This window comes from Niallia sp. (assembly GCF_031978665.1).
Taxonomy (GTDB): domain Bacteria; phylum Bacillota; class Bacilli; order Bacillales; family Cytobacillaceae; genus Niallia.
The window spans coordinates 70,332-85,602 of record NZ_DALZDK010000024.1 but is presented as its reverse complement, the minus strand read 5'-3'; the positions used below and the strand labels follow the sequence as shown (position 1 = coordinate 85,602).

7 protein-coding genes are annotated in these 15,271 nt (G+C 33.6%); 2 read left to right on the top strand and 5 right to left on the bottom strand.

Annotation, left to right across the window (positions count from 1 at the left end; genetic code table 11):
- Positions 1-508: 508 nt before the first annotated feature.
- Together RTL21_RS14315 and RTL21_RS14310 are read left to right on the top strand one after the other, a co-directional pair.
- Entirely contained in the window at positions 509-2,032 is a 1,524-nt protein-coding gene (locus RTL21_RS14315; protein ID WP_312096609.1) for a glycosyltransferase, read from the top strand.
- A 16-nt stretch (positions 2,033-2,048) separates the two neighbouring features.
- The gene (locus tag RTL21_RS14310; RefSeq protein ID WP_312096607.1) at positions 2,049-2,252 is read left to right on the top strand and encodes a hypothetical protein; all 204 of its coding nucleotides are present in this window, start codon (positions 2,049-2,051) and stop codon (positions 2,250-2,252) included.
- A 74-nt stretch (positions 2,253-2,326) separates the two neighbouring features.
- Here the strand turns inward: RTL21_RS14310 and RTL21_RS14305 are convergent, their stop codons facing one another.
- The 5 genes from RTL21_RS14305 to RTL21_RS14285 all read right to left on the bottom strand — a co-directional run bounded on the left by RTL21_RS14305 (position 2,327) and on the right by RTL21_RS14285 (position 15,226).
- Positions 2,327-5,152, bottom strand: a complete 2,826-nt coding sequence (locus tag RTL21_RS14305) for a PAS domain S-box protein (protein WP_312096605.1) — start codon at positions 5,150-5,152, stop codon at positions 2,327-2,329.
- Between the two features lie 211 nt (positions 5,153-5,363).
- Complete coding sequence (locus RTL21_RS14300; RefSeq protein ID WP_312096604.1) at positions 5,364-8,327, bottom strand: EAL domain-containing protein; 2,964 nt, start codon at positions 8,325-8,327, stop codon at positions 5,364-5,366.
- A gap of 224 nt (positions 8,328-8,551) precedes the next feature.
- Positions 8,552-9,394, bottom strand: coding sequence for a CheR family methyltransferase (locus RTL21_RS14295; protein ID WP_312096603.1), 843 nt, complete (start codon positions 9,392-9,394; stop codon positions 8,552-8,554).
- 30 nt (positions 9,395-9,424) lie between these two features.
- Positions 9,425-12,649, bottom strand: coding sequence for a response regulator (locus RTL21_RS14290; RefSeq protein WP_312096602.1), 3,225 nt, complete (start codon positions 12,647-12,649; stop codon positions 9,425-9,427).
- Positions 12,650-12,694: 45 nt separating this feature from the next.
- A complete protein-coding gene (locus tag RTL21_RS14285) occupies positions 12,695-15,226 on the bottom strand; it encodes an EAL domain-containing protein (protein WP_312096601.1) in 2,532 nt (843 codons plus the stop codon).
- Positions 15,227-15,271: the final 45 nt, after the last annotated feature.

Genomic DNA, 15,271 nt, shown 5'->3' with positions numbered 1-15,271 from the left:
GTCTGCCTAGTTATATCAGAGCTTACCTGCCTAATTTGGTATGCGAAAGTTGAGTAATTAAGTTGAAATACTACATATAAAAATTAGCAATAAAGATAGAAAAAGTCAAAAATCTTTATGCATATTTTAGAGTTAATAGTATTTTTTCATGATTCCTATCATCTTCCCCCTTGTTTTTTCTATTAGATTCACTGCGTATTCTGATGAAATGCTTGGGGGATAGCCAGAAAGTTATGGAGGATTAGAAGCATTCATGCTGATATTGATACTAGCATGATTACCACTGCTATCTAGAAGATTTATATTCTAAGGAATAAAGGCTATAAATGGTAGAAATTTCAAAGGAATAGTATTATACTATTCCTTGAAATTATATATGATTGCAGAGAAAAGCAATGAATGCAGAACGACAAATATTGTAATAAAGAAGAAAACAAATAATAGGAAAAAGTATGGTATGATAAATCGTATTGACTAAAAGGAAACACGTTATTTGGAGGGTAAGTAATTGAAAGTAACAATAGCTATTCCAATTTATAATGCGGCTAGACATTTAAATGTTACATTGGATTCATTAATGAACCAAACGATGGATTCCACTGATTTTGAAATTATTTGTGTAAATGATCGCTCAACAGATAAAAGTATAGAAGTTATCAATGAATATAAAAAGAAAATGAGTAATTTAGTCCTAATCGATCGCGAAGAAAATTCAGGTGGGCCAATGATTCCTCGAAATGATGCGATTGAAGCAGCAAGAGGCGAGTATATTCTCTTTTTAGATAATGATGATTTTCTCGGGGAAGAAACATTAGAAAGATTTTATCGTGCAGCAACAGAACATAAATCAGACGTGATTTATGGTAAATATGTAGGTGTAAATGGACGTGGAGTGCCTAAATCTATGTTTAAGAAAGGCAATAGATACAACGCAGACATCATCGAAGATAACTTAGTATATAGTTTAGCTCCACATAAAATGTTCAACTTACAGTTCGTAAAGGAAAATGGATTCCGATTTCATCCTAAGGCAGTAGTCGGGGAAGACCAATTATTTGTAATGCAATGCTATATTAATGCAAAAGTAATCACGGTGTTATCAGACTATGATTATTATTATGTAGTTGCAAGAGGAAATGAAAATTTAAGCTTAAAATATTTCCCTGCAAATGAATTCTTTTTTTCCTTCAATAGAATTATGGAGTTCCTTGAAAACAGTAGTTTAAATGCCATTTATAAAAGAGAGCTGAAAATAGCCTTTTTAAATCGCTTCTTACATGCAAGTAGATTAAAGGGCCACTTACTTTCTGGATTGCTAAATCGGGAACAAAAGATAGATTGGTTAAATGAAACAAAGTTATTTATTGACACCCATGTCGCAGATGACATTATTTCATCTATGAATTCTAGATTCCAGTATTTATTAACAGTAGCGAAGGAAAATGATGTAGACAAATTATTAAGCCTTCATGACCATATTAACAAAGTAACAGCAAATGATGTGACTAGAGTAGAAAATGGTTTCATCTATGCAAGATTACGAAAGGTTACCAAAGAAGTAGCTTATGATGAAGAACATGTTGTAAACCAATTTAACACCTCTGATGTATATATTAATGATATGGAATTTGATGATAAAACATTCACTATCAATGGGCAAATGACACAAAGCCTGTTAATAAATCAAGATGTGGAGTATCAACTGCGTTTGGTTCATAGACCTACAGGATTAGAAGTACATCATGAAAATCAGTTTCCTGGTTTGCAAAATAAGTTCACCTTTGTGGTAGATTATCAAGAAATACTCTTTGATGAAAAGCTTGTAGGTATTTGGGATCTTTTTGTAGAGGCATCTATTAACGGATATGTGAAAAGACGAAGACTTGGTTCATCTCGAGCAGAGTATCTTAAAGAGCACGACATCATTTCTTCTTTACAATCGTTCGGAAAGGTATACTCTATCCAACCATTTTATACGAATCCTCGTAACAATATTTCTTTAGAAGTAAATCTTGCGGATATAAAGGAATAAGAAAGGGAGTATATTGATGAAAAAGGTAAAAACTTTAGAGAATGTAACAACATATGCTCGTCCTTCTGTTAATGCAATAAAAGTGAACCACCATGAAAAAGCAGGCGTCGAATTAACAGTCTGGCCAAGCATTAAAGGATGGTTCGAATTGCGTCCAGTAGATTTTGACGGCATTATGAATACAGAATTCATTCAAAAAAAAGATATAACAAAAAAATAAAGCAATCAAAAAAATACCACATTTCCTTAGTGGTATTTTTTGATTGCAATGATTCCAGCATGAAAAAGGTACTATCAAATAGATTCATACGTATAAGAAAAACTATTTCCACCTTTTTCTTTCACTTTATATAATTCTTGATCTGCTTGTTTAAATAACTCCTCTACATTACAAGGGGCATCAGGGTCATAAAAAGAAATTCCGATACTTGTGGAAATCTCCAATTCATTTCCACTTATCAGCATTTTTTCATTTACTATTTCTAGAATTCTCTCCGAAATCTCCACAACATCCTCTACTTTACTTATTTCTGGCAGGACAATCGTAAATTCGTCTCCACCTACTCTCGACAAAGTATCCCTTTTGCGGAGAGAGCTTTTTACTCGTTTCGCAAATATCTTTATGACTTCATCCCCTACATCATGACCAAGCGTATCATTGATATTTTTAAATTTATCGCAGTCTAACACCATTAAAGCGGTAAACTTGCATGTGCGCTCAGATGTATAGAATGCTTGCTGCAGACGATCCAAGAATAATCTTCGATTTGGTAGACCCGTTAAATGATCATAGTAGGCCATTTCAGATAATTTTTTCTCTTTTCTCCGCATCTCCGTAATATCTGCTGAAATAGCAACGACTCTTTCAATTTCCCCTTCAGCATTTATGACTGGAATAAAATCAGTATTTAACCATACTGAATGACCATCTTGATGTATTCGTCGTAAATTCACCTGAAAGTACGCTTTTGTATCAAACATCTTTTTAAATTTCTTTTTGATTTCTTCCAAATCTTCAGGATGAACATTGCTAAAAAATTCTTTTCCAATCATCTTTCTGACTGGATACCCTAGTACTTTTTCTAAAGAAGGAGATGAATATAAGATTTTTCCTTTTGGATCAAGGACCTTAATGATATCCATGGAATGCTCGGCTATAATTCGAAAACGTTCCTCGCTTTCTCTCATTGCCTTTTCTGCTCTTCTTTTTGTAGTGATGTCTCTAAGCATCACCACAACTGAGGTATTACCATGGTCCTTTATAAAAGCAGATGTCGTTTCTGCATAAATTGTATCTCCTCCTAAAGTATAAAACCTTTCTTCTCCCATAGCGCGTTTATTCTCTTGATAGTTAGCTGGCTTCATTTTTTTTACCAATTTCTCTCGATCACTTGGGTAGACAAAGTCCAAAAATAGCTTCCCAATTACTTGTGCTTTATTCTTCGCCTTTAAAAGCTCTAATCCAGCTTGATTAATAAAGCTTATTTTTTCGTCTATTAGTATAACAATAGCTTCCGGTGCAGCCTCTACAACACTCTTAAACTTTTCCTCACTTTCCTCTTGTTTTTTTAACACCTGTGTATATTCCGTAACATCTTGATACGTACCTACAGCTAGAATATTCCCTTTATTAACAGGCCTATAGTTTGCAACTACATCAATGAGAGAACCATCTTTACGTTTTCTCTGTGTTTGAAAACTTGGTATTCTTTGCCCACTCCTTAAATCCTCTAGAAAATATTCCACCTGTTTTAAATGAAATTCTGGATAAATAGGTGAGGTAGTTAGTTTCGTCATTTCTTCTACTTTCCACCCAAGCATCTCTTCAAATGCTGGATTCCCCTTTAAAAAATCCCCATTTTGGTCGATCATAAAGATGGCGTCCGAAGTATTATTCCATACAAGCTCTAATTCCTCTTTTATACTTATCAATTCCGTTTGCAATTTCTTTTGGTCACTTATATCCCGTGATATATGAGAGACACCAGTGATTTCTCCCGTTTGGTCAAAAATCGGAGATAAACTGCTACTCATATCAATTAATTCTCCTGATTTCTTCTGTCTTTTCACATGAATTCCGTGCACTTTTTCCCCCAATAAAACTTGTTGGATTAGGTCATCTGTTTGCTTTTTTAACCAATTTGGGATGATTGGTGGCTCGTTTCCAATCACATCCTCCTTTGAAAACCCGTATATATTCGTGAATGCATCATTAATAAATAGGACTTTCCCATTCCGATCAACCATCGATATAGAGTCCGAGCTATCATTAATGAATGATTCTAGCCTTGATTTAACGACACTCAATTCTTCAAGATTTTTTTTATCCTTCGTTATATCTCTAGCAATTCCAAACACACCTGTTACTTTTCCTTCTACAACGATTGGTATGTTCTTTATATTCACATATACTTCATGTCCATCCTTATGATAAATAATAGTCTCATGCCTACTCGATTTTCCTGCAACAGACTGCTTGAAGAGATTCTCTACCTTCTCTACCTCTCCTTTTGGCATCGAATGGGAAAAGTGTGTTCCTATTAATTCTCCGTTACCGTACCCTGTTATTTTTTCTGCCGCTCCATTTACCTCTAAAAAAAATCCTTCTTTATCAAAAATAAAGATAGCATCTTCGTTTTGATCCATGAGAGATGCCAGCAGCTGCCCATTTTCTTCTAATTGCTTGCGTGACTGCTGCAGCTCTGTTAATTGCTCGGCTTTTTCGGTAATATCACGTACCACAGCAATGATGTAGATATTATTATCATCGTCAATAAATGGCGTTAAAAGCGTTTCATTTACCATCACTTTACCAGTTGGCAGTAATAATTGATCTTCAAACGTAACTATTTTATTACTAGTGCAAGCTTTTAAATATTGATGTTTTAAAAATTCTGCCTCCTCTTCTTCTAGTACATCATCAAATGTTTTTCCAAATACACTTTCATCCGTATTCAACACTTTTAATCCAGCTTGATTTACAAACACGTACCTATACAAATCTTTCGTCACTTCCACAACATATACAAGATCCTGTAAGGAGTGAAATGCCGTTAATAGTAATTTTATAAGACCATTGATATCTTTTGGGTGTAACTCACTTACGTTTTTATCATCCATATTTATAGACAACCTTTCATAAAAATAGCTATGTTAACAAGAATACTTGATCTAGTCGATTTTTAAACATACTGTAAAGCTTTTGTTGTACTAAAATCGAAATCAACATTCCTTTAACATAGCCGTAATATAGCGAATGTTCAATCAGTAGTTTCTTCCAATCTTCACTGTTTTTTACTAACGTTAAACTAGGATAAAAACGAACAGCTACCTATGAATGGAGATTTTTTAGATAGCTCATTTTTTCCTCCTTAATAAAACTACAATTAGGTAAAAATGGATTTTTACGGTATTGAACACAGAATTTATTAAATAATTTTGCAAAATAATCTCTTTCTTTTTCCTGAATCACAAATTGGATCCCATATTGATAAATATCATTTACTTCATGTTTCCAGACAATATGTCCAAATAATCCTACCTTCTCATTTAATATCAATGTTTCAAATTGCAAAGCAATATCAGGTCTAACAGGTAAATCAATATTCGAAAGAATTTTTATTCCGCCAATTCCTATATCCTCAATGAGAATCTCCGTTTTCCCTAACTGAACTTTCTTTCCTTTAATAGCTACTAAAGACATTTTCGCCTCTAAGGGGCGAAGTAGATTTATGCGATAGAAATTCCTTCTATTTGACATTTCCCTACTCTCCCATTGCGGTTCTTGTGGTTTTATTATCTTTTTTTGCATGAGCATTTGGAATTCTTCTTCTCCAACTGATTTACTAAATAAATAACCTTGTATTTCATCACATTCTTGTTGCTTTAATAAGGCTAATTGCTCCTTTGTTTCTACGCCTTCTGCGACAATTTTCATATCCAAGCCTTTTGCCAAAAAAATCATGGATTTAACAATCATTTCATCCTTTTTGGAATCCGTTATATTCCTTACAAAAGATCGATCTAATTTTATCGTATCGATTGGATATTGTTTTAAATAGGTTAAAGAAGAATAGCCTGTTCCAAAATCGTCTAATGCAATACGAATACCTATTTCTTTTAATTGCTGGACAGCTAATGTGACGATTTCTTCATACTGGATTAAAGTAGTCTCTGTTATTTCAAATTCAATTAAGGCAGGATCTGTTTTTGTTTCTCTTAAAGTCTCAATCACTGTTGGAATAAAATCGCTTTTTAACAATCTTTGTGCAGATATGTTAATCGATATAGGCACAATAGGTAGGTTCATGCTTTTCCAAATGGAAATCCTGTTACAAACCTCTTGAAATACCCAATCTCCAATCGAGAGAATCAAGCCATTTTCTTCAGCAATTGGAATAAATTCTCTTGGAGATACAAAACCCCATTCAGCATTTTTCCACCGTATAAGTGCTTCGGCACTAACCATTTTTCCAGTAGATGTATCTACTCTAGGCTGAAAGTGGAGGAAAAATTCATGTTTTTCCATTGCCTTATATAAATCTCTTTCCAGCTGAAAGTGCTTAAAGGAAGATATATTTAATAAAGTAGAATAAATTTGATAATTGTTTTTGCCCATTTCTTTTGCTCTATGTAAAGCAGCATTCGCTTTTTTTACCAACTCTTCTCTTGTATTTCCATCAAGTGGAAAAGTACTGATTCCTACACTTGTTGTTATAAACAACTCATATTCATCGATTAAAAAGAATTTCTTCATGCAATCAACAATTCTTTTAGCAATCGTTATTGGATAATCCGAATGCTCGAAATCCCAAAGAAGAATACCAAATTCATCCCCAGCAAGTCTTGCAAACAAATAATTACTCATTTCCAACTTCTTATTCAATCTAATGGTAAATTGTTTCAATAGCTTATCTCCAACAGCATGACCAAGTCTATCATTAATCTGTTTAAATCTATCTAGATTTAAATAGAGGACAGAAAAGTTCTTGTTATCTCTTTTAGAAGTCTTAATTAATTCTTCTATTTTTTCATCAAACTTTCGTTTATTAAACAGATCAGTCAAAGAATCATGATAAGCTAAATACGTCAGTTCTTCCTTACTTTTCTCTAAATGGGTAATATCTGAAACCGTTCCATCTAATCTGATTAGATTCCCTGCATAATCTAATACAGGTATCGTTTGATCCTGCACCCATTTTACTTCTCCATCTTTGGAGCTGATTCGATAGGTATGATTGAGCGATTCACCATATGCTAATTTCACCCGTAATTGTTGAAATTCCCCTAAATCATCCGGGTGAATAATCGACTCCCATCCCATTTTCACCAATTCTTCAGCACTATAGCCTGTAACGAATTTAATACCAGGAGAAGTTAGAAGAAATTTATTATTCACTACATCAAAAGATGAAATGCCAACTTCTAGACTATTGTAAATATTTCTAAATCTCTCTTCTGCGTCTACTAATTTTTTTTCTGCTATTTTTCTTTTCGTTATATCCTGAATAACTCCTACATATTTTAACGGACGGGAATCTTCATCCACAATCACTTCCGCTTGTACAAAAACATAGATGGAAGTGCCATCCGCTCTTTTAATTCTATATTCGACCTTGTAGCTTTCTCGATTCTTAAGAGCTTTTTGGAAGATAGAGTTGAAATAATGGCGATCTTCTGGATGAATGAAATCAACTATATCCTTATAGCTAGGCACCAACGCTTTATTCTTTATTCCATGCATTTCAAAAGTCTGGTTAGACCAATAAGATTTATCTTCGCCAATGCTGTATTCCCAGCTTCCTATATTTGTTACTTGTTGAGCGAATTCGAGATTTTCTTTAACCTCCAATAATTCCTTTTTATTTTTTATAAACATCGTTATCTCTTTTGCTATTCCATAAATACCAAGGATTTGCTCTTTTTCCCCCATGATTGGAACATAAGTAATATCGAAGTTTAGTATTTGACCGTTTATATGAATGATATCGGCTTTAAAATTTTGACTTTCTCCATTTAAAGCCCTTTTTATGTACTTTTTTCGTAGATGATGATTTACATAGATTCTATTAATATTTTTATCCAAATCCCTTTTTTCATAACCAAGGATCTGTTTAACGGTTGGATTACAATGCAATACTTGCCCCTGATTGTCCAATGCAAATACAATATCTGGATGTTTTTCGAATATGGCATTAAAAGCTTCTTTTTTTAATAAATATTCGACATTCCCTAGCTCAATAGACTTTTTCTCTAATTCCAGCTTTTTCTCTTTTAAGAAATTAAATCTTGCCATACCCCAATCCCCCAATCTTCTAACTATGGCCTTAAGGCTTCTTGAAATAGCTAAACCATCTGTTACTTTTTTCCTATTCTTACATCCATGTTACTAGATATAATAAAGGGGGTGTATTAGCAGGTTTTCCTATTTTTCAAAAAAAAAGAAATTAGGAAGAGATTCCTAATTTCTTTCGTTTTTTCCTATTTGCTCCTATAAATTCCTAGGAGAATATAATGGAACTATTTGATTTTCTTATAAAGCTTTTGATGCCTGCTTATTTCTTCATAATAATCTGCTGTATCTGTAAATAAGATGGATTCTCGATCACCAAGTCCTAAGAAACCAAACATTCCTAAACTATCGTAAAAAAGCTGATGTACCTTATTTTGAAGGGCTTTATCAAAGTAGATTAATACATTTCTGCAAAAAATAACATGAAACTCATTAAAAGACCGATCCGTCACTAAATTATGTTGAGCGAATACAATATTTTTCGTTAAGCTTGAATCAAATTTTGCTGTATCGCCTTTTACATCGTAATAATCAGAGAATGCTTTTTTTCCTCCTGCTTTTAAATAATTGGTCGTAAACTTTCTCATATTTTCCATTGGAAATACGCCAGTTTTTGCAATTGTTAATGCATCTGTACTAATATCCGTCGCATATATTTTTGTTTTTTCGTAAATCCCTTCTTCTTGGAGAAGCATTGCCATGGAATATACTTCTTCTCCAGTTGAACAACCAGCATGCCAAATTCGGATCGAGGGATAGGTACGTAAAACAGGCACAATTTTTTCTCGAAACGCTAAGAAAAAAGCTGGATCACGAAACATCTCCGTAACATGGATGGAGAAATCTTGAATTAATCGCTTTAGGCATTCAGGATCATGTAAAACTTTTTCTAATAAACCAGTGATACTCGCCAGTTTTTCTGCATGGACTCGATGCCAAATTCTCCTTCGTATCGAGTTATAGGCGTAATTCCGATAGTCATATCCACACCAAGCGTATAAGCCTTGTAATAATAATTCAATCTCAATTCTTTCCTTATTTTTTCCATTTGTTTGTTGATATTCTTTCATGCCACGCCCCGTCCATTTTATCCATTATCCTTATTCTCTTCCCTCTATTGGATATAGCCACACACTGATTAAAGAAATAAGTTGATCAGAATGGATTGGTTTCATAATATAATCGGATGCGCCTGCTTCTAAACATTTTGCGCGGTCCTCTTTCATTGCCTTAGCTGTTAACGCAATCACTGGTAAGTCCTTTAACTGATCATCCATTCGTATTTGTCTGATTGCTTCATATCCATCCATTTCAGGCATCATAATATCCATTAATACTAAATCAATCTCTTCCTTTTTATGTAGTATTTCAAGTGCTTCTCTACCATTCTCTGCAAATAGTATTTTCATCCCATGTAATTCTAATACACTCGATAATGCATATACATTTCGAACATCATCATCAACCAGGAGAATTTGCTTACCTTCCAACGCTTTTGTTTTCTGGATTTTATTTAAAGTCTTATTTTCTTTATCATCGCTTTCTTGATGGTCACTTAAATATAAATCCAATTCCTCTTTTAAGCGTTGTGGTGCATGTGAATCTTTAATAATGATCGTATGAGCATATTTATTTAAAAATAATTCCTCTTTAGACGTAAGAGAACGAGCAGTATAGATAAATACCTTTAAATCTTTATTAGCTTTGTCTGCTTTAATTTGTTCTAATAGGGCAAATCCACTTGTATCTGTTAAGCCTAAATCAAGGATGATACAGTCGAACTGATTTACTTTTAGCTCTTCTATCGCTTCAAAACCAGTAGATACTGCTTTGATAATAACATTCTTATCCCCTATATGTTCCATCAAGTAATTTCTTTGAATCCTATCATCGTCCACAATTAATAATCTTTTAATATCCATATTAATATCTGGAATAATAGTTTGAGGCACATTAGGAACTTCTATACTATAAGATTGCTCACTAGAAGCAGCAACTTCCTTCTCCATAATAAACGCGGAAATATCCTTTATCTCCTCCTGAAAATTGCCGACAATAAAGGTAAATGTACTTCCTTTCCCTTCTTCACTTTCCACCTCAATTCGACCACCTAAAAGTTCCGAAAGCTCTCTACAAATGGATAAACCTAATCCAGTTCCACCAAATTTTCTGCTAGTTGTGCCATCTGCCTGCTGAAATGCTTGGAAGATTAATTCTTGTTTTTCTATTGGAATTCCAATTCCCGTATCTCTAATGGAAAATCTAAATTCACCGTTCAGCACAGAATCAATTTCAAGTACGACTCCACCTTGTTGCGTAAATTTAAAGGAATTGGATAATAAATTCTTTAATAATTGCTTTAATCTTTGCTCATCATTATATAAAAAGGGAGCTACATGCTCCTTCAACAAAATGTCAAAACGCAAATTCTTTTTATTAGCTATAGGTCTAAAATTACTTTCAAGGAAATCTACTAATTCATCCATATGTATATTACTTGGATTTACATCCATTTTTCCTGATTCAATTTTTGCTAAGTCTAAAATATCATTAATCAGAATTAGCAAATCATTTCCTGAGGAATAGATAGTTTTCGCATATTCTATTTGTTTATCGGATAAATTCCCACCATGATTATCGGATAGAAGCTGTGATAATATCAATAAACTATTTAACGGTGTACGAAGTTCGTGAGACATATTCGCTAGAAACTCAGATTTATACTTTGAACTTACGGCCAGCTCTCTGGCTTTGATTTCTAACTCCGCACGGGCTTGTTCCACTTCTCGGTTTGTTTTTTCAAATTGCCTATTCTGATCTTCCAGAATAATGGCTTTTTCTTTTAATTCCGCATTTGTTTGTTCGAGCTCTTCTTGTTGTGCTTGCAGTTTTTCCTCTGATTGTCTTAGTGCTTGTGTTTGTTCTTCCAGCTCTTCATTCGAAGCTCTTAGTTCCTCCTGTTGGGATTGCAATTCTTCCGATTGAGCTTGAACCTCTTCGGTTAACGTTTGAGATTCTTCTAGTAACCTCGCCAATTGAATTCTTCCCATCACACTATCAATGATAATTCCTAATCCTTTAACCACTTCTTCTACAAAGCCCTGTTGCTGTGAGTTAAATGGTTGAAAAGATGCCATTTCCAAAACAGCTTTTACATCCCCTTCAAAAAGAATAGGAATGACATATAAATTCAGTGGAGCTGCTTCTCCAAGACCTGACTTTACACTTACATAATCAGCAGGAACATGAGTAAGCAAAATAGGTGTTTTTTCGAGAACCACTTGTCCAATCAGTCCTTCTCCACCTTCAAATTCAGTCGTCATATGCTTTCTTTCTTTATAGGCATAAGAAGCAAGAAGCTTATACTTCGGTTTCGTATCCTGTTTATTATTTGCCTTTACGTAAAATACGGCATGGCACGCATCCAATAAGGGCACTATTTTAGAAAGCAATGTCCGTGACAATGATTCTAAATCATGATTCCCACTTAAACTTGTCGTTATGTCAGCGATATTTGTTTTATTCCATAATAATTCCTGTTCCCTCTGTATTTGTTCTTCTAGAGACTTAGTCATCTGATTAAAAGATTTTGCAACATCGCCAATTTCATCTTTTGAAGCATCTTCAACCTTTGTAGACAAATCTTCCTTACCATTGGCCACGTTTGTCATAACATTGGAGACTTTATTTAAGCGCAGAGAAATTGACCAGACATTTTTAAAAATAAAGGCGATAAGGATGATAAGCAAGACCAAAACTAGAATACTACCAATTAAAATCTGCTTGAAAGTATTGCTTGAAACCTCTTCAAAAGAAGTAAGTAAATTCGTTTCAAAATGATCGGTTATCGTTGAAATCACTTGAAAAAAATCTTCATGTATCGAGTTCGATTTGCTGTTCATTAATGCACTAGCACCCTCTGTGTTTCCCTCCTTTATCATTTGTACTAATTGATCTTTATAGATATTAAACTCTTGATTTATCGTTTTTAATTCTTCCATCCGTTTTTGTTGTTCTGCTGTAGTCACTTTTGCATCCAATGTAGCTATATCCTGTGAAATCGAATTACTTTCTGTTTCCAATTTCAATAATTCCTTCTGGATAGAAGCTTCATCCCTTAAAATAAGTAAATTCCTTATACTAATAGCCTCATTTTTCACCTCTCTGTGAATATGTTCTGCTAAAAATGATAACTCGTAATTCGATTGCGATGACACTTTCATTTTATTGATAGAAAAAAGCTGAAACCATGCAATGGCAATCAATAGAAAAAATAAAATAGGCAATACGCTAAGCAGCAAAATTAATTTTGATTTTATTTTCATAAAAGAGGCTCCTATAAGTCTATATTTCTAGTTAATAATCAAGGTTTAAGCTTGTCGAATTTTTCCTTCTTCCATACAGGCATTGTATATCTTTGCCATTGCTTGTAAACGGTCATTCACCATAAGCTTTTGAAAAATCCTCGTAATATGATTTTTAACTGTATGCTCACTAATAAATAATTTGTCTGAAATCTCTTTATTGCTTAAGCCTTGTACGATCAATTCAAACACATCCATTTCTCTTTTGGAGATGGAATAGATCTTTTTTGTCTTGTTTAAGGCAGTAGTTAAAATTTCTTGATTCGTAACAAAGCTTCCATTTATAAGCGGAGCGTCTGTAAAGGATACATTATTTTGTACTAATGTAAGCTCACTTTCTAATAAAGGATTATTTTGTTGCATTGCATTTTCTAGATTTTCATTTAATAAATATTTGAGCTTCTCTGAAGAAACGGGCGGGCTAAATAGGTATCCCTGTATTTCTTGGCAATGAAGTTCCTTTAATAGATTTAATTGTTCCTTCGTTTCCACCCCTTCTGCAATTACAGACATTTGCAAAGCTTTTGCTAAAGAAATAATAGACTGAATTAGTGCAATGCTTTCTACCTGTTTATTAGATAAATCTTGAATAAATGATTTATCTATTTTCAATGTTTCAAATGGGAATCGTCTTAAATAATTTAGGGAAGAATATCCTGTACCAAAATCATCAATCGTTACATGCATCCCCAGTTTTTTAAAATGATGGAATAGCTTGCCGATATTGGTTTCGTTTCCTAATAGGACAGACTCTGTAATCTCTATCTCGATAAGCTTGGGATTTATTTCCGTTTTCACTAGAATCTCTTCCATTTTTGCTAATAAATCCTTTTGCAGAAACTGCCGAGCTGAAAAATTAACTGCGATACGTATCGGGGAAATCCCTTGTTCTTCCCATAATTTTATTTGTTCACATGCTGTCCGAAATACCCATTCTCCAATTTCAATGATAGCTCCTGTTTCCTCCGCTAATGGGATAAATTCGCTTGGCATAATCGTTCCCCAATTTGAATGTTCCCAGCGAATCAATGCTTCTGCACCATTAATTTGGTTTGTTTCTAAATTTAGCTTTGGCTGATAAACTAGTTTTAACTCGTTTCTTTCCACAGCCTTTCGCAAATCATTTTGCATGATGAATTTTCGATAAGATTGTAGATTCATTCCAGAATGAAAGACATTATACTGATTTTTTCCTGCTTCCTTCGCTCGATACAAAGCCGCATCAGCATTTTTGGTTAATATAGAAGCTTCCTCGCCATCATAAGGGAAGATGCTAATACCAATACTAGTAGTAATAAATAATTCATAATTATCAATATATATAGGCTTCTTAAATTCTTTTAAAATAGATTCCGCTCTTTCTAACGCCATTTCTCTATTTGTATTTGGCAGAATGATGTTAAATTCATCCCCGCCAACTCGTGCAACAAAATCATGATTGCGCATACATTCTTTTAGTGATTTGGAAATTTCGCATAACACTCTATCGCCAATAAAATGCCCAAGGGAGTCATTTATATATTTAAAGCGATCCATATCAAGATATAGTAAGGCCAACGGTTCAAATCTATCTTTCGCTTTGTTTAATAATCGCATTAATTGATCATTAAACAATCTTCTGTTCGGTAAATCTGTTAACCCATCATGGTAGGCCATATGCGTAATCCGTCGCTCATCTTCCTTTTTCTTCGTGATATCACGGATGGTGCATGCAACAATACATTTCTCTTGCACATATCTTTTCCCAAATTGAATTTCAGCTGGGAAAGTCGTTCCGTCTTTTCTCGTAACCTTCACTTCTTTGCTATTTTCATCGCCATTAATCCCCTCTAGATTATGGATAGCCGATAGAATCGTATATATATATTTTTGCGTTTTTTTACAAGAAAATAATTTCGTGATATTCTGATGGAGCAATTCTTGATCTTGATAAAAAAACATTCTTTCTACAGTAGGATTTACTTTCAAAATAAAGCCATCTTTATCCAAAACTAGCATAGAATCAATAGATGTTTCACTTATTACATTAGCCAAAGCTTCAGATACTAATAAATCAGAAGAAATTCTGGTTAGCTCTTTATTCGCATTCTCTAATTCTATTTTCTTTTCTTCTAAACGTTCTGCTTGTTGTTTCAGCATTTGATTCATTTTATAAATTTCTACTAGACCTTCAACTTTAGCTTTTAGAATGATAGGATCAAAGGGTTTTAAAATATAATCAATTGCTCCCAATGAGTAGCCTGTAAAAATATGCTCAGAATCCATATTATTTGCTGTAATAAAAAGAATGGGAATATTTTTTGTTTTCTCGCGGGCTTTAATGATTTTCGCCGTTCCAAAACCATCCATTCCTGGCATCTGAACATCTAATAAAATCGCTGCAAAGTCATACTTTAATAAATATTTCAACGCTTCTTCACCTGAAAAAGCCTTTATCAGATTGTAATCTTTTTGTTCAATAATCGCCTCTAAAGCAAGTAAATTTTCCGGTCGATCATCTACTAATAATATATTTATCTTCCTGTCATTACTTATCAATTTTCTTCACCCCTTAGGAATAAAGTCTGAATTCCAATTACTTTC

Excerpts from the sequence above, each read along its gene's own strand:
- RTL21_RS14305 (WP_312096605.1), bottom strand. The coding sequence starts at position 5,152 with ATGGATGATAAAAACGTAAGTGAGTTACACCCAAAAGATATCAATGGT.
- RTL21_RS14295 (WP_312096603.1), bottom strand. The coding sequence starts at position 9,394 with ATGAAAGAATATCAACAAACAAATGGAAAAAATAAGGAAAGAATTGAG.
- RTL21_RS14290 (WP_312096602.1), bottom strand. The coding sequence starts at position 12,649 with ATGAAAATAAAATCAAAATTAATTTTGCTGCTTAGCGTATTGCCTATT.
- RTL21_RS14300 (WP_312096604.1), bottom strand. The coding sequence starts at position 8,327 with ATGGCAAGATTTAATTTCTTAAAAGAGAAAAAGCTGGAATTAGAGAAA.
- RTL21_RS14310 (WP_312096607.1), top strand. The coding sequence starts at position 2,049 with ATGAAAAAGGTAAAAACTTTAGAGAATGTAACAACATATGCTCGTCCT.